This is a genomic window from Enterovibrio norvegicus, assembly GCF_002876705.1.
Lineage (GTDB): Bacteria > Pseudomonadota > Gammaproteobacteria > Enterobacterales > Vibrionaceae > Enterovibrio > Enterovibrio norvegicus_B.
Map to the genome: position 1 here is coordinate 43877 of NZ_MDAG01000015.1, position 22402 is coordinate 66278.

13 protein-coding genes and 1 other annotated feature are annotated in these 22402 nt (G+C 47.9%); of the genes, 7 read left to right on the forward strand and 6 right to left on the reverse strand.

The window, feature by feature from the left end; all coding sequences use genetic code 11:
* Window positions 1-7: 7 nt before the first annotated feature.
* Window positions 8-1477 (reverse strand): glutamate synthase subunit beta, encoded by a 1470-nt coding sequence (locus BCT27_RS11010; RefSeq protein WP_102395825.1) that lies wholly within the window; start codon window positions 1475-1477, stop codon window positions 8-10.
* On the reverse strand, window positions 1470-6017 hold the full coding sequence (gltB, locus tag BCT27_RS11015) for a glutamate synthase large subunit (protein WP_102395826.1): 4548 nt from the start codon (window positions 6015-6017) through the stop codon (window positions 1470-1472). The genes BCT27_RS11010 and gltB overlap by 8 nt, the downstream gene beginning before the upstream one ends.
* 590 nt (window positions 6018-6607) lie before the next feature.
* Here gltB and mnmL point away from each other — a divergent pair.
* The 3 genes from mnmL to arcB all read left to right on the forward strand — a co-directional run bounded on the left by mnmL (window position 6608) and on the right by arcB (window position 11943).
* Window positions 6608-7534 carry a tRNA modification radical SAM protein MnmL/YtqA gene (mnmL, locus tag BCT27_RS11020; protein ID WP_102317419.1) on the forward strand — a complete coding sequence of 309 codons (927 nt, stop codon included), beginning with the start codon at window positions 6608-6610 and terminating at the stop codon, window positions 7532-7534.
* 203 nt (window positions 7535-7737) lie between these two features.
* Window positions 7738-9483 carry a sensor domain-containing diguanylate cyclase gene (locus BCT27_RS11025; RefSeq protein ID WP_102395827.1) on the forward strand — a complete coding sequence of 582 codons (1746 nt, stop codon included), beginning with the start codon at window positions 7738-7740 and terminating at the stop codon, window positions 9481-9483.
* A 114-nt stretch (window positions 9484-9597) separates the two neighbouring features.
* The gene (gene arcB, locus BCT27_RS11030) at window positions 9598-11943 is read left to right on the forward strand and encodes an aerobic respiration two-component sensor histidine kinase ArcB (RefSeq protein WP_102395828.1); all 2346 of its coding nucleotides are present in this window, start codon (window positions 9598-9600) and stop codon (window positions 11941-11943) included.
* A 231-nt stretch (window positions 11944-12174) separates the two neighbouring features.
* Here arcB and arcA read toward each other — a convergent pair whose 3' ends face one another.
* Window positions 12175-12894 carry a two-component system response regulator ArcA gene (arcA, locus tag BCT27_RS11035; RefSeq protein ID WP_017011650.1) on the reverse strand — a complete coding sequence of 240 codons (720 nt, stop codon included), beginning with the start codon at window positions 12892-12894 and terminating at the stop codon, window positions 12175-12177.
* 812 nt (window positions 12895-13706) lie between these two features.
* Here arcA and BCT27_RS11045 point away from each other — a divergent pair.
* Complete coding sequence (locus tag BCT27_RS11045; RefSeq protein ID WP_102395837.1) at window positions 13707-14186, forward strand: putative 4-hydroxy-4-methyl-2-oxoglutarate aldolase; 480 nt, start codon at window positions 13707-13709, stop codon at window positions 14184-14186.
* Window positions 14187-14210: 24 nt separating this feature from the next.
* Here the strand turns inward: BCT27_RS11045 and BCT27_RS11050 are convergent, their stop codons facing one another.
* Both BCT27_RS11050 and aceK read right to left on the reverse strand, forming a co-directional pair.
* On the reverse strand, window positions 14211-14687 hold the full coding sequence (locus BCT27_RS11050) for a hypothetical protein (RefSeq protein ID WP_017013230.1): 477 nt from the start codon (window positions 14685-14687) through the stop codon (window positions 14211-14213).
* 193 nt (window positions 14688-14880) lie between these two features.
* The gene (gene aceK / locus BCT27_RS11055) at window positions 14881-16608 is read right to left on the reverse strand and encodes a bifunctional isocitrate dehydrogenase kinase/phosphatase (RefSeq protein WP_102317424.1); all 1728 of its coding nucleotides are present in this window, start codon (window positions 16606-16608) and stop codon (window positions 14881-14883) included.
* 248 nt (window positions 16609-16856) lie between these two features.
* Window positions 16857-16968 (forward strand) — a sequence feature (Thr leader region).
* Window positions 16969-17017: 49 nt separating this feature from the next.
* On the opposite strand from aceK, the gene thrA reads away from it, so the two are divergent.
* The 3 genes from thrA to thrC are packed head-to-tail and all read left to right on the forward strand — an operon-like array spanning window position 17018 to window position 21719.
* Window positions 17018-19477: a bifunctional aspartate kinase/homoserine dehydrogenase I gene (gene thrA / locus BCT27_RS11060; protein WP_102317425.1), complete on the forward strand. Its 2460-nt coding sequence runs from the start codon at window positions 17018-17020 to the stop codon at window positions 19475-19477.
* 2 nt (window positions 19478-19479) lie between these two features.
* Window positions 19480-20439, forward strand: coding sequence for a homoserine kinase (thrB, locus tag BCT27_RS11065; protein ID WP_017013232.1), 960 nt, complete (start codon window positions 19480-19482; stop codon window positions 20437-20439).
* Window positions 20436-21719 carry a threonine synthase gene (thrC, locus tag BCT27_RS11070; RefSeq protein ID WP_017011657.1) on the forward strand — a complete coding sequence of 428 codons (1284 nt, stop codon included), beginning with the start codon at window positions 20436-20438 and terminating at the stop codon, window positions 21717-21719. The genes thrB and thrC overlap by 4 nt, the downstream gene beginning before the upstream one ends.
* A 91-nt stretch (window positions 21720-21810) precedes the next feature.
* Here thrC and grcA read toward each other — a convergent pair whose 3' ends face one another.
* The gene (gene grcA / locus BCT27_RS11075) at window positions 21811-22188 is read right to left on the reverse strand and encodes an autonomous glycyl radical cofactor GrcA (RefSeq protein WP_017013233.1); all 378 of its coding nucleotides are present in this window, start codon (window positions 22186-22188) and stop codon (window positions 21811-21813) included.
* Window positions 22189-22402 lie beyond the last annotated feature (214 nt).

A 22402-nucleotide genomic window follows, 5' to 3' on the forward strand; every position in this document is an offset into this window, starting at 1 on the left:
CTTATTATTATGCGGAGAGCATCAACGAGTCAGCTTTTGCCTCGAGATGCGTATCACCCATAAGGAAGGCATCAATGGCGCGCGCACATTCACGGCCTTCGTTGATACAACGAACAACCAATGATTGACCTGTACGCATATCACCTGCAGCAAATACGCCTTTTTGACTTGTTTGATAATTGGTCGCCGCCACGTTACCGCGGTCATCTAAGGCAACATCGAGTTGTGCTAGCACACCTTGAGGTTCTGGGTGAAGGAAGCCCATCGCCAAGAATGCGTTATCACATGGGATAACACGCTCGGTGCCTGCCACTTCTTCAAAACCGGGACGTTCGCCTGGCGCTGCATCTTTCCAAACAATATCCGCGATACGCAGGGCTTTAACATTGCCTGCATCGTCACCGATGAATTCTTTGGTCAGGATGTTCCAATGACGATCACAACCCTCTTCGTGAGAAGTAGAAGTGCGCATGATCATTGGGTACTGCGGCCAAGGCATGTTGGCAGGGCGCAGCTCAGGTGGGATAGGCATGATTTCCACTTGAGTAATGCTCTTCGCGCCATGTCGGTTCGATGTGCCTACACAGTCAGAACCGGTATCACCACCACCAATAACCACAACGTGCTTGTCTTTTACGTGAATTTCTTCGGTTTTCAAATCCATGCCATTTGCACGGCGGTTGTTTTGACCAAGGAATTCCATCGCAAAGTGAACGCCTTTTAGCTCGCGACCTGGGATTGGCAAATCACGTGGCACAGTTGAACCGCCGGTGAGCAATACCACATCGAAATCTTGACGAATTTGATGCGCGTTAACCGTCACACCTACGTGTGCATTCACTTCAAACTGTACGCCAGCTTCGGCCATTAGATTGATCTTGCGATCAATAATGTCCATGCCGAGTTTGAAATCTGGAATACCGAAACGCAGCAAACCACCGACTTTTTCATCACGTTCAAAAACGGTGACGGAGTGACCTGCACTGTTAAGCTGCTCGGCAGCAGACAGGCCTGCAGGGCCTGAACCGATGATGGCGACTTTTTTACCGGTGCGAGACGTTGGCGTTTTTGGCTTAGCATAGCCTTCACGGTACGCTGTCTCTACGATGGTTTTTTCGATGTTACAGATGGTGATTGGGTCTTGGTTGATACCCAATACACATGAGCTTTCACATGGTGCAGGGCACACACGTCCTGTGAATTCTGGGAAGTTATTGGTAGAACTTAAAATGTTCCACGCTTCTTCCCAGCTGTCGCGGTATACCGCGTCATTGAATTCAGGAATGATGTTTCCGATTGGGCAACCGTTATGACAAAACGGGACACCGCAATCCATACAACGTGACGATTGCTCGTTAATCTTTTCACCAAACTCTTCGTTCAGGACAAATTCCTTGTTGTCTTGAATACGAACAGCGGGGTCTTTTTTGCCCGGGAGTTCTCGGCCAAATTCTAAAAATCCAGTTGGCTTACCCATTTACAGCCTCCACTTCTTCCTTGTTTGCGGCTTCTGCTTTGCGTTGTTCCAGCACAGCTTTGTAATCACGCGGCATCACCTTCACGATGCGCTTGAGGTTCTCATCAACGTTCGATAAGAAGGTCTCGGCAACGGCACTGCCTGTAAATGCTTGGTGTTTACCAATCATCTCTTTCAGCAATTCGATGTCTTCCGCATCCAATGGATCCAAGTCAACCAACTCTGGGTTCAGCTTAGATTCAAAGTTTTCGAATTGGTCCCAGATATAAGCAACACCGCCGCTCATGCCTGCTGCAAAGTTACGGCCTGTTTGACCCAGAACGATAGCAACACCACCGGTCATGTATTCACAACCGTGGTCACCGATACCTTCTACAACCACTTTCGCACCGGAGTTACGTACACAGAAACGCTCGCCTGCTACACCGCGAATGAATGACTCACCTGAGGTTGCGCCATAGAAACACACGTTACCAACAACAATGTTGTCTTCGGCAATGATGTCGCTCTTCGCATCTGGGTAAAGCACCAAGGTACCGCCAGATAAACCTTTACCCCAGTAGTCGTTCGCGTCGCCTTCGACTTCGAACTTCACACCTTTCGCAAGGAATGCACCGAAGCTTTGACCTGCAGAGCCTTTGAATTTCACATTCATTTGCTCAGGTAAGCCTTGGTCTTTGTAGATTTTCGAAATCTCATTCGACAGCATGGTACCGGCGCTGCGGTCCGTGTTGACGATAGCGAACTCTGCATCCACCTTGCGGCCTTCATAAAGCGCGCTTGAAGCCACTTCAATCAAGCGGCGATCCAGAATGGTTTCAAGACCGTGGTTTTGCTCGCGCTGGCAGTACATGCCGTCACCTTCACGTGGTTCTTCTTTATGAAGAACAACATTGAGGTCTAGGTTCTTGTATTTCCAGTGGCCTACATCGCTACGTACTTTCAGGTGCTGAGACTGACCTACCATTTCGTTAATAGAACGGTAGCCAAGCTCTGCCATGACTTCACGAAGGCCTTCCGCCATGTAAGTGAAGAAGGTCACAATGTCTTCTACGCGGCCGTCAAAGCGCTCACGCAGGGTTTTATCTTGTGTTGCGATACCAACAGGACAGGTGTTGAGGTGACACTTACGCATCATGATACAACCTTCAACAACCAGTGCTGCGGTTGCCACGCCCCATTCTTCTGCGCCCAGTAGTGTTGCCACTGCTAAGTCGCGAGGGGTTTTCATCTGGCCATCTGATTGAACGACGATACGGTTACGTAGGCCGTTTTTCAGCAGTGTTTGGTGTGTTTCCGCCAATCCCAGTTCCCATGGCAGACCCGCGTGTTTGATTGACGACAGTGGTGATGCACCGGTACCGCCATCAAAACCTGCAATCAGTACCACGTCAGCTTTGGCTTTTGCTACGCCTGACGCGATGGTGCCAACACCCGCTTCTGAAACCAGTTTGACGTTAACACGTGCTTCACGGTTTGCGTTTTTCAGGTCATAAATCAGCTGCGCCAAATCCTCGATAGAGTAGATATCGTGGTGTGGCGGTGGTGAAATTAGGCCGACCCCTGGGGTGGAGTGACGTGTGCGACCAATCCAGTCATCCACTTTGTGACCTGGAAGCTGACCACCTTCACCTGGCTTCGCGCCTTGCGCCATTTTGATTTGGATCTCAGCGGCATTGGTGAGGTAGTAAGACGTGACACCGAAACGACCTGATGCAACCTGTTTGATTGCTGAGCGTTCCCAATCGCCGTTGTCTTTCTTCTCAAAACGGACTGGGTCTTCGCCACCTTCACCTGAGTTTGATTTTGCACCGATGCGGTTCATTGCAACTGCAAGGGTAGAGTGCGCTTCATGCGAGATAGAACCAAAGCTCATTGCACCGGTCGCGAAACGCTTCAGGATGCTTTCGATTGGCTCAACCTCTTCAAGAGGAATGCTACCTGCTGGATTCTTCACAAAATCAAACTGGCTACGCAGCGTTGCAGCATCATCGCCTTGGCTGTCTACAGCGTGGCAATACTCTTTGAACTGCTTAACGTCTTTGTTGCGCGTTGAATTCTGCAACAAGTGGATAGTTTCAGGGTTAAACAGGTGCTTCTCACCACGTTGTTTCCACTGATAAACACCACCGACATCCAGCATTTGAACGGGAATTTCACGTGTTGGGTAACCCAAGCGGTGACGGATCAGCACTTCTTTCGCGATGTCATCAATGGTCAGGCCTTGAATACGCGAAACAGTACCGGTGAAGTATTTATCGACAACCGCTTTGCTGATACCCAATGCTTCAAAGATTTGCGCACCGTGGTATGACTGAAGGGTAGAAATACCCATTTTCGAGAAGATTTTCAGCAAGCCTGCGTTGATAGACTTACGGTAGTTCTCGAACAACACATCCACATCCGCTTCTGGATCCAGCTTCTTGGTGCGCTGTAAATCGACCAAAGTTTCGTAGACCAGGTACGGGTTAACAGCATTCGCACCGTAGCCAACGAGTGTGGCGAAGTGATGGGTTTCACGAGCATCGCCCGTTTCGATAACAATGTCCGCTTTCGCACGAAGGCCCTTGCGGATCAGGTGGTGGTGAACGGCACCCACTGCAAGCATCGCTGGGATTGCTGCGTGGTTAGAGTTCACGGCACGGTCAGTAAGAAGAATAATGGAGTAACCATCGTTAACCGCATCCTCTGCATACTGACAAATACGTTTTAGCGCACGTTCTAGCTTGCCGTTTTCGCCGCTTGCGCGGAATACGATATCTAGCGTTTTCGCTTGGAGGTGATCGTTATCAATCGCACGCAGCTTTTCTAGCTCGGCATTGCTCAGAACAGGGGTTTCCAATTCCACTTTACGGCAATGTTCAGGCGTTTCAATCAACAGGTTTTGGTCTTGACCTAAGTAGGTTTTCAAAGACATGACCATACGCTCACGGATCGGATCGATCGGTGGGTTGGTGACCTGCGCGAACAACTGCTTGAAGTAGTTAGATAAGTGTTGAGACTGGTGAGAAAGCACAGCCAAAGGCCAGTCAGCGCCCATTGCGCCAAGCGGTTCTTTTGCATCTTTCGCCATCGGTACCAGAATTTCATTCACTTCTTCTGACGTCACACCAAACGCTTGTTGATGATGCAATAGACGCTCAGGTGATGGCTGGTGGTTCTTCGTGCCCGCTTCTGGAAGCTTATCGAGTTGTAATAAGTTCTTCTCAACCCACTCTTGGTAAGGCTGAGCAGACGCGATTTCGTTCTTCACTTCTTCATCAGAAATGATGCGACCTTGTTCTAGGTCAGCAACGAAGATACGGCCTGGCTGCAAACGACCACGGAAGTGAACGTTTTCTGGTGCGATTTCTACCACGCCTGACTCAGATGCCATGATGAGGTAGTCATCTTTTGTCACGGTATAGCGGCTTGGACGAAGACCATTGCGGTCAAGGGTCGCGCCAACTTTTACGCCGTCAGTGAAACACAAAGAGGCTGGGCCATCCCATGGTTCCATGATGTTGGCGTGGAATTGGTAGAAAGCACGGAGTTTAGGGTCCATGTCTTTCTTCTCTTGCCAAGCTTCCGGCACCATCATCATCAAGACGTGCGGCATGCTACGTCCTGACAGAGTAAGGAGCTCTAGCGCCATGTCGAAGTTAGCAGAGTCAGATGCGCCTTCTTGACAGATAGGCAGTAGCATCTTGAGTTCTTGTTCGCTGAACAGCTTAGATTCAAGCAGTGCTTCACGTGCTTTCATCCAGTTCAGGTTACCACGAACGGTATTGATTTCGCCGTTGTGCGCGATATTACGGAAAGGCTGAGCCAAGCGCCAACGGGGGAATGTATTGGTTGAGAAACGTGAGTGAACCAGTGCCAACGCAGTGACCATCGAAGAATTTTGAAGGTCTAAGAAATATTGTGGCACCTGCTCTGTGGTCAATTGACCTTTGTAGACCAGTGTTTTCGCTGAGAACGAGTTGATGTAGAAGTCATCACCAATGTTCGACACGCTTTCAAGGCACACACGAACGGTATAGTTACGAAGAACAAAAAGTTTGCGCTCTAGTTCATCGATTGAAAGGTGTTCGCCACCTGTAACAAATGCGTGTTCAAAATGGGGTTCTGTGCTTAATGGGTCAGCACCAATCATGGAGTTGTCGGTTGGCAATTCACGGTAGCCGATAACCTCCAAATCAAGACGCTTCGCATTACGTTCAAAGATCTCACGGCACTGATAACGCTTGTTTTCGTCTCTTGGGAAGAGCATGACACCAACGCCGTACTTGTCTGTCGACGGGAGCTGAATGCCGAGTGCGCGTGTTTCTTCAAGAAGAAACTCGTGAGGTTTTTGAAGAAGAATACCCGCGCCGTCACCACTGCATGGATCGCAGCCTTGACCGCCACGGTGTTCCATACGAGCCAGCATATCGAGTGCTTGGGTTACTATCGCATGGGACTTTCTGTTTTTTAGGTGGGCAACGAAGCCGATACCACAGGCATCGTGTTCCATCTCGGGCACATAGAGCCCCTCGGTGCGTAGCACTGAATCTGTCATCTTTACGTCCTTCCAGTTGACACAAATGCTGTGGAAGCATTTGTCTTCCCTTGCCATACCTGTTGCGGGCATGGGCATAGCGGACACGAATATTGGAACAACAAATGTGTTGTTTCCAGGTGTCCAAGCCAGATTACTTTCACGAAGAAAAGTAAGCCTTTTTTTCTACAAAACTATGTAGATATGCTGCGCTTTTTTCTAAATGCCAAATATGTCGCTATGAACAGGCGCAATTTCGCGAATTATATTGCTCACAAATTAGTCGCAGCTGTAGATATCCTACATATTCCGGAATTTAATTACCATAAAAACTTAACAATCGATTGCGCATCATTTTACATTTATTGCGTTTAATTTCGATTAAATTGACTAATTATTCGCTATGGACTGCTTTTGTTGAATATTGAGTTTTCCTTCGTGAGGTGTGGGCTAGGTAAATGTTTTTATTTTGTAATTTTTTTTCAATTCGTCGCACAAAATTACTATTTTGATTGATTCAATCGAGCTTTTCGGCTTAGTGCTGGTGATAAAATCGACGGCTTTTTTTCAGCATCATTATTTTATTACGTTTAACACTGAGGCAGTCGACGATGGAACTTCATCATTTGGTGAATACCTTTGGTCAGGATTTACAACGCAGGTATGGCGAAAAAGTACACAAGCTCACATTGCATGGTGGGTTTAGTTGTCCCAACCGAGATGGCACACTAGGCCGCGGTGGTTGTACATTTTGCAACGTCGCGTCGTTTGCCGATGAAACGGCTCAGCAACTGTCGGTAACAACACAGTTGTTACAGCGAGCGGGCGAAATTGGCCGAGCGAAACGTTACTTGGCATATTTTCAGGCATACACAAGTACGTATGCGGAAGTGGAAAAGCTGAAAGCCATGTATGAAGAAGCACTCAAGACCGCAGACATTGTTGGCTTGTGTGTGGGTACGCGTCCTGATTGTGTTCCTGATGCCGTTCTTGAGTTGTTGGCGAGTTATCATGCTCAAGGCTTTGAGATCTGGTTAGAGCTCGGCCTGCAAACCGCAAACGACAAAACCCTGCACCGTATAAACCGTGGTCATGACTTCGCTTGCTATGATCGTGTCACCAAGAAGGCGAGAGCCCTTGGGCTGAACGTTTGCACCCATCTTATCGTCGGTTTACCGGGCGACACACGCGCTGATCATATCGACACCATTGAACGCGTTGTTGAGACGGGCACTGACGGTATCAAGCTTCATCCTCTTCATATTGTTGAAGGCAGTGTTATGGCGAAATCTTGGCGTGCAGGCCGTTTGGATGAAATCACGATTGAAGACTACGTCGAAAGTGCTTCAGAAATGATCCTTCGCACGCCATCAGATGTTGTGTATCACCGCGTCTCGGCCAGTGCGCGTCGCCCAACCTTACTTGCACCAACGTGGTGTGAAAATCGGTGGTTAGCAATGACGGGTGTCGCTCGTGCGTTGACGCTAAAAGGCGCACAAGGGGCATTGTTAAATGATGCCTTTGTCTTTCCTTCCTAATATTCTCAAATCCGCGCTTTACTGGACATGCCTGTGCTGTAGTGACGGAAATCGCGTTACCCTAACGAACCTACGTCGCAAAACGACGTAGGCTTATTCGTTTTCTTTCTCAACCATATGGCAAGATAAAGCGTGAGGTTTGTTCAAAAATCGAATGTGCCAGTGATAAAGACGCAAAGGAAACACAAGTTTGGGATGGTTGAATGACTGATTGGATGCCAATGGCAGCCGTAACGCTCTTTGTCGGCTTTCTTCTCGGTACGTTTTGGGCGTCTCGCCGTCGCGTTATATCGAAGAAAACGTGGCAAGCATACTTATCAAATCTGTATTCTCCCAAAGCCATGATCGGTATTGAGGATGGCAAGATCCTGTTTGCGAATAGAGGCTTTGTACGTCTTTTCAACGTGGAAACCGTCAATGGACATCTTGAATTCAAAGGGACAAAAGACAAATCGACGTTTGATACACTGTTGAGATACCGCCGCTGGCCCTTACCTTTTATTGATGTCACTGCTGACTTTAGGGCGGTATCAAACCGCAATGCGCCAAGGTATGCGCGTTTTTCAGGCCTTCCTGTTTGGTGCAGTGGTCAGCGAGCGTGGATTATCTCCCTCGAGCCTGAATCTGAAAGCGTCTATAGCGAGCCCTTCGCAAACAACGACAACCATATATTCCGCAGCGTCATAAACTCTCTGGCTGAATTGGTGTGCTTTCAAGACCGAGATGGACGCATTGTGGGTACCAACAATGCGTTTGATCGTTTCTGGAAAGAGCGAGAAGACGAAGGCCTGTTCTTTAATGCGCAAGATAACTTTGACAGCCGCCGAACCCAACAAAGCTGGACGACCACCCCTGCTGGCGATAGTTGCTTGCTTGAAACCAGTCAAACAGTGCTTCGAGACAACGACAATCGTATCTATGGCACCTTGAGCATTAGCCACGACGTGACCAATTGGCACATGATGCAAGAAGTCTTGGAGCAAGAGATTGAGGCAAGGCAAGAAGTTGAGCAACGCTTAAAACAGCACAGTAATGTGTTGACCTCAATCTTCGAGGCCAGTGTGGACCCGATTGGGATCTATAACTCTTCTTATGTTTTCCTTGGTGGGAATGCGGCTTTTGCAGAAGCCATGGGCGCACCGCATGACAACCTTGAAGGGCAGCAAGCGGCAGATCTCATGGATCCGGATGTGTTGGCGGATCATCAGCGCGTTGATATACCCGTACTGAAAGATGGCAAGACCATTAAATATGAAGACTTGGTGATGAAGCGTGATGGTTCTCAAGTCTGGTATGAGTTAACAAAAACCCAATTCCGCGATCCGACGGATGACACTATCGGTGTCTTGGTGATCGCCCGTGACGTAACGGCTCGAAAAGCAACACAGCAAGAATTAGCAGACGCCATCATGGAACTTGAAGAGCTCAGCTTCGTTGATGGCTTAACGAAAGTGGCGAACCGACGCAGCTTTGACGAGCAGTTAGTGAAAATGTGGCATTCCCACATTCGTGAGCAAGAGCCATTGTCTCTTATTCTTTGCGACATTGATTTCTTCAAACCCTACAACGATAACTATGGTCATCAACAAGGCGATAAAGCCTTGCGCATGGTGGCGGAAGTCTTCCTTGATGTGATTCGACGACCGCTTGATGCGGTTGCACGGTATGGCGGTGAGGAGTTTGCCATCTTGTTGCCGAATACCTCGGAAGAGGGGGCTGTGTATGTGGCTGAAAAAATATCAGAAGCATTGGCGCGCGCCAATATCGAACATGAGTTTTCTTCTGTCTCAACGAGATTGAGCTTGAGCCAGGGTGTGGCAACCATTTTGCCGGTTCAAGGGCAAGATTATGGCGACTTGGTCTTGGCGGCTGATAAAGCCCTTTACCGTGCAAAACGCGCGGGTCGAAACCGCATCGCCTCGACAAACCTAGTCGTTGATCTCGTGTAAATCACGCAAGCCAATAAAAATAGGGTACATAAGGGGCGTTTCGACGCCTTTTTCTTTAGCTTGTTCTGGGGGCTCGCTATTATGTTGCTTCAGAACCGTTGATCAGGAAGTTCAATGAAGCAAATAAAACTCTTGGCACAATACTACGTCGACTTGTTGGTAAAGTTAGGTATTGTCCGATTCAGCATGTTGCTGGCCCTCGCGCTTGTTGCGCTGGCTGTTGTGGTGCAAGTGGCCATTACGCTTGTGCTCAATGGCAGTGTTCATGATAGTGACATCGTCCGCTCCGTCTTTTTTGGCCTCCTCATCACGCCTTGGGCCGTGTATTTCCTTTCTGTCGTCGTCGACCAACTTGAAGAATCTCGCCAGCGCTTGACGAAACTTGTCGCCAAGCTCGAAGAGATGCGTTCTCGCGACATGGAGCTTAACCGCCAACTCACCGATAACATTGCCCAGCTCAACTTAGAAATTGAAGAGCGTAAGCGTGCAGAAGAAGCACGTGAAGAGGCCATGCTCGATCTTGAAAACGAAGTCTATCAGCGTGAAAAAGCCCAGCTAGAGTTGGCTGAGCAGACCGCATTGCTGCGCTCTTTCATCGATGCGTCGCCTGATCTTATCTATTACCGTAACGAACGTGGTCAATTCTCGGGTTGTAACAAAGCCATGGAAGAACTGACTGGCAAGAAAGAAAAAGAGCTGGTCGGCCTAACCCCTTGGGATGTCTACAGTGAAGACGTGGCGAGCAAGGTCGTTGAAACCGATCAGCAGGTTTTTGATAACAACGTTTCTTTGACTTACGAGCAATGGCTTGAGTACAACGATGGCCAAAAAGCGTACTTTGAACTGCGCAAGTTGCCGTTTTATTCCCGTGATGGACGCCGTTTAGGCCTGGTTGGGTTTGGTCGTGAGATCACTGAGCGTAAGCGCTACCAAGATGCATTGGAAAAAGCGAGTCGTGACAAAACCGCGTTTATTTCGACGATCAGCCATGAACTGCGAACCCCTCTTAATGGGATTGTTGGTTTAAGCCGCATGTTGCTGGATACCCGTTTATCGAGTGACCAACTGGGGTATCTCCGCACGATTCACGTCAGTGCGATTACTTTGGGGAACATCTTTAACGATATTATTGACCTCGATAAATCGGATCGCAGCCGCTTAGAGCTTCTTCCTCAGCCTATGGATTTGCCTGATTTCGTCACTGAAATTGAAAACATCAGCGGTCTGATGGCAGAACAAAAAGGCCTGCGCTTCTCTCTTGATCGCATGACGTCATTCCCTGCTGCGGTGAGTGTTGATGGTACGCGTTTACGTCAAATACTTTGGAATTTGGTCGGGAACGCCGTGAAATTCACCAAGCAAGGTGCGGTAAATGTCGCGGTCAGTTGCGACGTTGAAGACGAGATGGCACACCTTCAGTTTGACATTGAAGACAGTGGTATCGGCATTCCGCCTGAGGAACAAAAGAAAATTTTCGCCATGTATTACCAAGTAAAACAAGGCGAAGACAATCTGCACGCCGTTGGAACAGGCATCGGATTGGCGGTATCGAGAAAACTGGCGCGATTGATGGGTGGCGATATCGAAGTTGACAGTGAAGTGGGCGAAGGGAGTACGTTTACCGTTACGCTCAGCGTCCCGCTTTGTGATGCTGTTGAAAGCCAAGAGCGTGTGACAGCAGAACAACGTTCGCTGCACATTCTGCTGGTGGAAGACATTGAACTGAACATCACCGTTGCTGTGAATTTGCTTGAGAGCCTTGGCCATACGGTGACGGTTGCGCGATGTGGCAAAGAAGCACTCGAGACATTCCCAACCGCACATTTTGATCTTTTACTTCTGGATATCCAGCTACCAGATATGACAGGGTTTGATATCGCAGCGCAATTGCGTAGTGGCGACGCACCTTTACCACCTTTGGTGGCCTTGACTGCGAACGTCATAAAAGACAAATCCGAATACATTCAACGCGGCATGGATGACGCTATCAGTAAGCCGATTAGCGTCGCTGCGGTGACGGATGTGATTGAGCGATTAGCGCTTCAATGCCCATTTAGTAAAGGACATACACCTGTGGTTGAACCGAAGAAACCGGGAAATGAGCTCTACGAAACACTGCTTGATCTCGAAATGCTGCGCTCCTACGTGGATATTGTGGGCCCAGAGCCTGTTTATCAAAGCATCACCATGTTCGAAGAGGTGATGCCTGAGTACCTCCAAATCTTAGACAGCAACATGACGGCCAAAGATCAGGATGGCATTGCCAGTGAAGCGCACAAAATAAAAGGGGCGGCAGGATCGATCGGTTTGAAACATATTCAGAAAGTTGCCCAAAAAGCGCAATCACCCGAGTTACCTGCTTGGTGGGAGAACATTGCTGACTGGGTTGATGAAATCAAGGAAGGCTATAAGCACGATTTGTCCGTGTTGAAACAATGGCTGGATGAATACAGTAAGTAACAAGATGAAGAAGGGATAAAAGCCGATGCTTTTGTCCCTTTTCTTTTCTGCTGACCTTTCTGTCTATTGAACGCGATGTGCTCGCCAATCTGTCTGATAGGGCATGAAGCATGGGCAGGAGAGGAAGAATAGTTGAAGTAAGTAGAGGCATTCTCTGCATGATTGAACATTGAAAACAAAAAGGCCTGCAAAGCAGGCCTTTTCTATATATGTCGTTTGCGTCAGCGAAGATTAAATATCTTCAAGCTCGCCGCAGAAACGGTAACCTTCGCCGTGGATAGTAGCGATGATTTCAGGTGTATCACCAAATGACTCGAAGTGCTTACGGATACGACGAATAGTAACGTCAACCGTGCGGTCATGTGGTTTCAATTCACGGCCAGTCATCTTCTTAAGAAGGTCTGCACGTGTTTGGATTTTGCCTGGGTTTTCACAGAAGTGCAGCAGGGCACGGAACTCAGAACGTGGCAGTTTGAATTGCTCGTTGTCTGGGCTGATCAGTGAACGGCTGTTGATATCAAGTACCCAGTTGTTGAACACATAGCGCTCTACAGAACGTTTGTCTTCTGGTACCGCACCTTGGCTCATTGCACGAGTCAAAAGGTTGCGTGCACGGATAGTCAGTTCACGTGGGTTAAATGGTTTAGTGATGTAATCGTCAGCGCCAATTTCCAAGCCTAGGATCTTGTCTACTTCGTTATCACGACCAGTTAGGAACATCAGAGCCATGTCGCCTTGCTCGCGCAATTCGCGTGCTAGCAGCAGGCCATTTTTACCTGGAAGGTTGATGTCCATGATCACCAGGTGTACCTGATTGTTGGAAAGCACTTGGTGCATTTCCTCGCCATCGTTGGCTTCCAGTACTGTGTAACCTTCCGCTTCAAAGATACTTTTCAGCGTGTTACGCGTTACGTGTTCGTCTTCTACAATCAGAATATGAGGGGTTTGCATTGGCGTTACCTAATTTCTTTAAGGAATCTGGTATTTAACAATCACAGAATATGTTGATTCTATGAAAAAAATTTACAAACAGGAAAAGTACCAAGAAAGCCATTGTTCGACTTTCAAAAGCATACTTCCCTGATCCGAACGCCATCCTTAGAGAAGGTTTTTGCTGAAGCGTAATTTTACGCTGCATGCTACTGATCAAATCATTTTGGCCAGCAAATCCATTGGATAGCGCTGATTGTATTCATTTAACAGCGTGCTAACAATAATTAGTAATAAATCAACGCGATTTTTTTTAATCTTTATTGATATACGTCAATCTCGGCGAAAGTCGTCCCAAAAAGGGGAATATCACTTAGATACTTGGCTGATTCTTTAAGAGTACGTTTAAACATTTTCGTACTATTACAACAGGTGTGAAAATTGTGTAAAGAGATTTCGCGCCAGCGCGGGTATCTCACCATGTTGTAGCATAACGGTCAACCACTTCCCCTTTAGAGCTTTGCGCTCGTCACTTCACGTTTTTCTAATTTGTGCAGCAATCCGCAGAGAGAAATTAAATATATAAATAAGGTGCTGGTATGGATGATTAAATTGTATTCAGTTACTTTGTTAGAGTTTACATCTGAGTGGCACGTTGTTATTGAGGCTGACGCCATTTTGAATGTCAGGGTCATCTTGTTTGAGAACGTATTGTCTGTTCGCCAAAAAACGCGGGTCGTGAAAGTTTGGCTACAGTTATGGCTGAAAACCCGCAATGCACGCGATTTTTCAACAGAATATTTAAGAAAATCATGAAAAAGCATGGAGGCGATATGAACGATTTACTTCCTGATTTGAGCGATGAGCACGGCGATACCGTTCAATGGTTACCTATTCAATGGCGTGATTTTGGTGGTGAGTCAATTTTCTCAGGGCCGGTTGAAACCCTGCATTGTATGGAAGATAACTCGAAGGTGCGGGAGCTGGTTAATCAACCTGGTCATGGCCGTGTTTTGGTTGTTGATGGGCAAGGCAGTTTGAACAAAGCACTACTAGGCGATTTATTGGCAGAACGCGCAGTTGAAAATAATTGGAAAGGCATTGTTATTTTTGGCGCCGTGCGAGATGCAGGCGCACTGAGCACAATGGCGCTAGGGGTGAAAGCCTTGGGAGTCTGCCCGATCAAAACCGAAAAGTTGGGGGCTGGGAATGTGGGTGTAACGCTCGAGCTGGGTGGTGTTTCCATAGCGTCTGGGGATTATCTGTATGCTGACCTCAACGGTGTCATGGTCAGCAAAGTACCCGTCAAGTAATGCTGCCGCATGAGCAAGTGTCGGTTAGAAGCGGTAACCGACACCGAGTTGATATTGTGCTGACGCTGAAGGCTCTTGGTTTAATGAATAATCAAAACGCGCTTCAACATTGAGGTGCTCGGTGAGTTGCAACTTACTGCCCATCCCGACAATACCCACGGTCTCTTCGTTAGCGTGCTCCGCTTGGACACTGCTTTCAAAACTGAGCTTTTCATTAAAGCTGTATTGAATACCGCTTAACAAACCTTTAGTACTTGTTGAGTCGTTGGTGGCGGTGCGCATTTCAGTGGCTAGATAGACGTTTATGTTCTTAAGCACTGGGTAGTGATACCCGCTATTGATAGTCCAGCTGTCGAACCCGCTATAACCGCTGGTGATTGAACTCGAAAACCAAGGCTTGCGTGCGTCTTCTTCTATATATTCATAAAGTGGCAGGGAGTCTTGTGCAGCACTGAAAAATGCCACGAATTGAAGAGTGACAGCGAGTAAAAGCTTGTTCATTTATGCCACTCCTTTTTGTTATTTTTATGATTAAGTGTCTAGTCTAGTTCACTCGTTTCAGTTTTGATAAGGGGTGTTGAAGATTTTTTCTACAATTGGGAATTGTCGCTGTGTCAGTGCGTTGCCGTCTATTCTTCTTCTCTAAATTAAAAGCAAACGGCGTGCCTAAATGACACGCCAGTTAAGCCTTAATTCACATTTTAGCCCTGAGAATATTGAAACGAGTGTCATCGCTGTACGGGAAGACATCGTTGAACTGGCCTTGTTGAATGTTGCTTTGCAATTGCTTCCAATAGTCAGCATCAAACAAGTCAGAATGCAGTTCGTTAAAGAGCGAACGTATTTTCGGGTTGATCAATAAGAAGGTGCGAAACTCTTCGGGGAATACATCATATTCGCCAACGCTGTACCAAGGTTCTGCGGCCATTTCATCTTCAGGGAAGCGTGGTGGTGGAATACGTCGAAAGTTCACCTCTGTCAGATACATGATTTCATCGTAATCGTAGAAGATGACACGGCTATGCCTCGAGACGCCGAAGTTTTTAAACAGCATGTCTCCCGCAAAGATGTTTGCGGCAGCGAGTTGTTTAATGGCATCGCCATATTCTTGCACCGCTTCTCTTAGTTCTTCTTCGTTGGCTTGCTCTAGGTAGATATTGAGCGGGATCATGCGTCGTTCCATATACAAATGACTGATATGGATTTCTTTGTTCGTGAGTTTGATGAGAGACGGCGCAACGTCCATGAGTTCTTTAATTAATTCTTCGCTGAAGCGTTCTCTTGGAAAGATAAAGTTGCGGTAATCCAAGGTGTCCGCCATTCGACCCACACGATCATGCTCTTTTACCAATTGGTACTTTTCTTTGACGACGGCATGCGTGATGTCTTTCTGTGGGGCGAACTTGTCTTTAATGATCTTAAACACGAAGCCATAAGAGGGGAGGGTAAACACGGACATCACCATCCCTTTGATGCCTGGGGCGATAACGAACTGGTCATCTGAGTTATCCATATGGTGTAGAAACTCTCGGTACAGTTCCGTTTTACCGTGTTTCTGACAGCCTATGGCAGTATAGAGTTGCGCCGGTGTTTTGTGTGGCATCAACTGGCTAAGAAAATCGACCAAGGCCGCAGGCGCGGGGGCGTAAACCATGAAGTAAGAGCGAGCAAAGCCGAAGATAACACTGACATCATCGGAATCCGAGATACAAGCATCCACGACAAGCTCACCCTGTTCATTGATCAAAATAGGGATCACTAATGGGCGCATTTGGTTAGCCATCTCAATGCGGCCAATCAAATAAGCCCCTTTGTTTCGATAGAAAGGCTCACGCACCATATCAATGATGATTTCACTGGTCAGTTGAGGCCCTAAGCGAAGTTGGAGCGCTTCAACAATACGATGAACATCGCGCGCTTTGTTTTCCCACGCCAAGGTAAAAGGGGTGTCGTCCAACAAACGCTCAACGGTATGAATCAGGTTTTTATTGCTGGCGTAACGTTTTAGCAATGGGGTTGGGTATTTGGGAATACGCCCGCCTTGCGAGCTGTTAACGAACAGTTTGTCTCGGCGAATATTACGATGATCGAAAATTCGGCAATATACAGAGTTAAAGAAGCTCTCTGCAATATCATAGCGAGGGTAATCATCGAGGAGTTGGCTGTACGCATCTTTTACACCCATGAGGAATGAGCGTGTTGCGTGTTGCTTATCGAGCATGGTTTTGAGTTGCTGGGCGACCAGGCCGACATGAAGGTCGTAAAAGTTAATACGTTTTTTCAATGCCGATTGTACGCTTTTCCAGTCTTGCTGCTCAAAACGCTCTTGTGCGCCAGCCGTTACATCAAGAAAGCGACCGTACATGGCATCAGAGCCTTGTAAAATTGTCGCTGCGACGAGTTGCTCCATTGCTTCTGCCACGATTCCCTCCTTGGAGTAGATGCTTTTTTCATCACTTTTCAACCCACTATGTCTTGATGATGACTATTGCGCAAGAAGTAACCTCCGGAATGCTGCGCTTTCTCATCTTTTAAAATGGTTAACTAAGAGTTGCGAAATGCTGCGTTTTTTTGAGAGATAACTTAAATTTTTGTTGACCTAGTAACCCGCTTTGGGTAAAGGTTATAAAAACGCAGCAAGGAAGTTCTAAAACATGCTTCAATCAGCCACAATCCGTTTCATTATTACCATTATTACCGGCACTACGTGTGCAGGTGCGGGCTGATTTGCACAGAATTTTAAAAAAAAGCCCGTACCCCACAAGGTGCGGGCTTTTTTTTCATTAGTTTACTTTTGAATTAGAAAGCTCGGGATGGAGCTGGAGGAAAGGATGCGAGTTTTAAAGTTTGGGGGAACATCCCTCGCGAATGCGGAACGATTTAGTAGAGCCGCAGAAATCATTACCAGCAATACCTGTCAAAGCGACGTATCCGCTGTACTTTCTGCACCAGCTAAAATCACTAACGCGCTTGTCGCAGTGATTGATAGCACCGTTAAACACGGTGAGGCAGAGCGCCAAGTTGCCGAAATCCACGCCATTTTTAGCGCCTTGTTTGATGGGCTTGATGAAATGGAAGAAACGTTCGATAAAGCGCCGCTTTACCTCGAACTGGATAAAACACTGAATCAGCTCAAGCAATACATCCACGGTATTGCGCTTCTGGGCTTGTGTCCTGACAACATCTACGCACGCATCATCAGTAAAGGTGAGCGCCTGTCTATCGCGACCATGTCAGCATTGTTGCAAGCACGTGGTCATAAGACGTTCGTGATTGATCCTGTGCATTATCTGCAAGCGAAAGGTGATTACCTTGAAGCCATGGTAGACATTGAGGTGTCTTCCGACAACTTCAAGCGCGAGCCAATTCCGGCGAAGCACATTGGTTTGATGCCGGGCTTCACTGCGGCGAATGAAAAAGGTGAGCTTGTTACCTTAGGCCGTAACGGCTCTGATTACTCTGCGGCGGTTTTGGCAGCCTGTGCACGTGCTGAGTGCTGCGAGATTTGGACGGACGTGGATGGTGTTTACAGCTGTGACCCACGTTTGGTACCGGATGCGAAGCTGCTTAAATCACTGAGCTATCAAGAAGCGATGGAGCTGTCGTACTTCGGTGCGAAAGTGCTTCACCCGAAAACCATCCTGCCTATTGCCCGTTTCCACATCCCTTGCTTGATCAAAAATACCGCGAACCCTCAAGGTGCGGGCACATTGATCGGCATCGACAACGGCGAAGACAACCTAGCGGTTAAAGGGATCACCACCCTTAGCGACCTCAGCATGGTGAACGTGTCAGGCCCTGGCATGAAAGGCATGGTGGGCATGGCGGCTCGTGTATTTGGTGCCATGTCAGCGGCGGGCGTTTCTGTCGTTTTGATCACTCAGTCTTCGTCTGAATACAGCATCAGCTTCTGTATTGAGTCTGACGACAAAGCACTGGCAGAGCGTGCGTTGCATGACAGCTTTGAGCTTGAACTAAAAGATGGCTTGCTAGAGCCTGTTGATTTTACGGATGACGTTGCGATCGTTTCTTTAGTGGGCGATGCAATGCGCACTGCGAAAGGCGTGGCTTCCCAATTCTTCACATCACTGGCGGAAGTGAACGTAAACATCGTTGCGATTGCACAGGGTTCTTCTGAGCGTTCTATCTCAGCAGTTATTCCGAACAACAAAGTGTCGGAAGCAGTGAAAGCGTGTCACGAAAACTTGTTTAACAGTAATCACTACCTCGATGTGTTCATCGTGGGTGTGGGTGGCGTAGGCGGTGAGTTGGTTGAGCAGGTGAAACGCCAGCAAGTCAAACTCGCAGAGCAGGGCATTGTGATCCGAGTTTGTGGTCTTGCGAACAGCCGCCAAATGAAGCTCGATAGCAAAGGTATTGACCTAAACAACTGGCGTGAAGCGTTAGCGAGTGCTGAAGAAGGCTTTAGTCTGCCAAGCATGGTGCGTTTGGTTCAACAACACCACGTGATCAACCCCGTGTTTATTGACTGTACGTCAGATCAATCAATTGCTGACCAATATGCTGATTTCCTGTCATCGGGTTTCCACGTGATCACGCCGAACAAGAAAGCAAACACTGCCAGCATGGCGTACTACCAGCAACTGCGTAATGCAGCGCGTGCACGTCGCCGTAAGTTTATGTACGACACCACAGTGGGTGCAGGCTTGCCAGTTATCGAAAACTTGCAGAACTTGATCGCTGCGGGTGACGAGCTTGAGAAATTTACCGGTATCTTGTCCGGCTCAATGTCGCACATCTTCGGTAAATTGGATGAAGGCCAAAGCTTTAGTGAAGCAACAACCGTTGCGCGTGAAAGCGGCTTCACCGAGCCCGATCCTCGTGACGACCTGTCTGGCATGGACGTGGCGCGTAAACTGTTGATCCTTGCACGTGAAGCAGGCATGAATCTAGAGCTTGAAGACGTCGATGTCGAACCAGCATTGCCACCAGGCTTTGATGACTCTGGCGATGTAGAGACATTCATGGCGAAACTGCCAGAGGCAGATGCTTACTTCGATAAGATTGCGGGCGAAGCGCGCAGTGAAGGCAAAGTGTTGCGCTATGTCGGTAGCATCGACAACGGTCAATGTTCAGTGAAAATCCAAGCGGTTGATGCTGATGACCCGATGTTCAAGATTAAAGAAGGCGAGAATGCACTCGCGTTCTACAGCCGCTACTACCAACCTATTCCGTTGGTATTGCGTGGCTACGGTGCGGGTACTGAAGTGACCGCGGCGGGTGTGTTCGCAGACTTGATGCGTACACTTGGCTGGAAACTGGGGGTGTAACCATGAGTGTTGTGGTTTACGCACCAGCGTCTATCGGTAACGTCAGTGTCGGGTTTGATGTATTGGGGGCCGCAGTGTCCCCGATTGACGGCACCTTATTGGGTGACCGCGTCTTAGTCGCCGACGGTGGCAATGTGCCATTTTCTCTAAACTGTATTGGTAGTTTTGTTGATAAGCTGCCTGAAGACCCGAAAGAAAATATCGTCTACCAAAGCTACTTGGTCTTTTGCCGTGAAATGGAAAAACATGGCGCGACGGTTCGCGCTGTTGCCATGACGCTAGAAAAGAACATGCCGATTGGCTCAGGCCTTGGTTCGAGTGCATGTTCCATTGTTGCCGCATTGGATGCGCTTAACCGTTTTCATGATAACGCCCTTGATGAAACCACTTTGTTGGCGTTAATGGGGGAAATGGAAGCGGCCATTTCTGGTAGCTTGCATTACGACAACGTAGCCCCTTGTTACCTAGGTGGTTTGCAGTTGATGGTTGAGCAAAACGGTATCATCAGTCAGCAAGTGCCTTGTTTCGACGAATGGTATTGGGTCATGGCGTACCCAGGTATCAAAGTGCCGACAGCTGAAGCACGCGCCATTTTACCCGCGCAATATCGTCGCCAAGATGTGATTAATCATGGTCGTCATCTGGCAGGCTTCATTCATGGCTGTTACTCTGGTCAGCCGCAATTGGCGGCGAGCATGATCAAAGATGTGGTTGCAGAACCTTATCGTGAAAAGCTGCTGCCAGGGTTTGCACAAGCACGACGCTATGCGACGGAAGCGGGCGCACTTGCTACCGGCATTTCAGGCTCAGGGCCGACACTTTTTAGCATCACTGATGATAAAGAGATTGCCGAGCGTGTAGCGAAGTGGCTACAGGATAATTATGTTCAAAATGAAGAAGGATTTGTCCACGTCTGTCGATTGGATGTGACCGGATCGACCGTGACAGGAAGTGAACTATGAAGCTTTACAATATCAAGGAAAATGACGAGCAGGTCTCGTTTGGACAAGCAGTAAAACAAGGTCTTGGTCGTAACCAAGGTTTGTTCTTCCCGAGTGAATTACCCGCATTTGATGATGTTGATGCGTTGCTAGAGAAAGATTTCGTTTCTCGCAGCACCGACATCCTGTCTGCATTTATCGGCGACGAATTGCCACAAGAAACCGTGCGTTCAATGGTTGAAAATGCATTCCAATTCCCTGCGAAAGTCGAAAAAGTCACTGACAGTGTCAGCGCATTGGAGCTGTTCCACGGCCCAACACTGGCGTTTAAAGACTTTGGTGGTCGCTTTATGGCGCAATCACTGGCTGCCGTGTCTGACGGCGGCAAAGTGACCATTTTAACTGCAACATCGGGTGATACTGGCGCGGCGGTTGCCCATGCGTTTTATGGCATGGAAAACATCAAAGTTGTTATCCTTTATCCGAAAGGCAAAATCAGCCCGCTACAGGAAAAGCTTTTCTGTACTTTGGGTGGCAACATTCACACAGTGGCTGTGAACGGTACCTTTGATGATTGCCAAACCATGGTGAAACAAGCCTTTGATGATGCAGAACTTCGCCAAGCGATTGGTCTTAACTCGGCGAACTCCATCAACATCAGCCGTTTGATGGCACAGATTTGTTATTACTTCGAAGCAGCGTCTCAATTGACACCAGAGCAGCGCGAAAACTTGGTGATTTCTGTACCAAGCGGCAACTTTGGTAACTTAACTGCAGGTTTGCTGGCAAAAGCGATTGGCTTACCAATCAAGCGTTTCATTGCCGCGACCAACGTGAATGACACTGTGCCACGCTACCTGAAAACTGGCGAGTGGACGCCAACACCCACTATTCCAACATTGTCGAATGCGATGGATGTAAGTCAGCCAAACAACTGGCCGCGCATCGAAGAGCTTTGCCAACGTAAAGGGTGGGGATTGAACGAATTGGCTTCAGGCGCAGTGACTGACGAAGAGACAGCAGAAACACTGAAAGCCATGTTTGACGCAGGCTACCTATGTGAACCACACGGTGCGATTGCTTACCGCTTGCTAGAAGAGCAATTGCAGGACGGTGAATATGGCTTGTTCCTTTGCACTGCGCACCCAGCGAAGTTCAAAGAATCGGTAGATGACATTCTTGGACAAGACATCCCATTGCCGGGTCCGCTGGCGAAGCATGCTGTGATGGAATTGCTGTCGTCTGAACGCGATGCTGATTTTGCTCAGATCCGCGCTTACCTCATGGAAGTGGCTGGCTAAGAAAAAGTCCCACTGAAAGGCGGAATGCAAAAATAAAAAACCGACCCTTGGGTCGGTTTTTTCATTCTAGCTATCTGTGTAGAAGAATCTATTACAGAGAGTTAGTGAAGGTACGCGCGATAACGTCACGCTGTTGTTCAACAGTCAGTGAGTTGAAACGTACTGCGTAGCCAGATACACGGATTGTTAGCTGTGGGTATTTTTCTGGGTGTGCAGCTGCATCTTCCAGCGTTTCACGCTTAAGTACGTTTACGTTCAGGTGTTGGCCACCTTCGATTTTTGCAGGTACTTCGATCGCGATGTCGCGGCTCTCGTACTCACCCAGATCAGCTGCAGGGATAACTTGGTCAGCGTCGAAGCCAGACTGTGCACAAATGCAACGCGCTTCGTTGGTTTCGCTGTCCAGCAACCAAATTGAGTTCAATAGGTTGTCGTTTGCTGCTTTAGTGATTTGAATACCAGTGATCATAAACTTTCCCCTTGATAGGCTTTAGTGGTTTTATTTTTCCATCTTTTGATGAGCTGGGTACTGTATACCTTACTATCTGTAAGGTTATTTTGATTTTGGTCAAATTACAACTAAAATATGCGGGATTTTCACACTGTGTTTTTTGTCTCACATCAATAAAATGACAACTATTTGGTTTTAAACAATTCAGTAACATGGGTGGTATGTATGAATG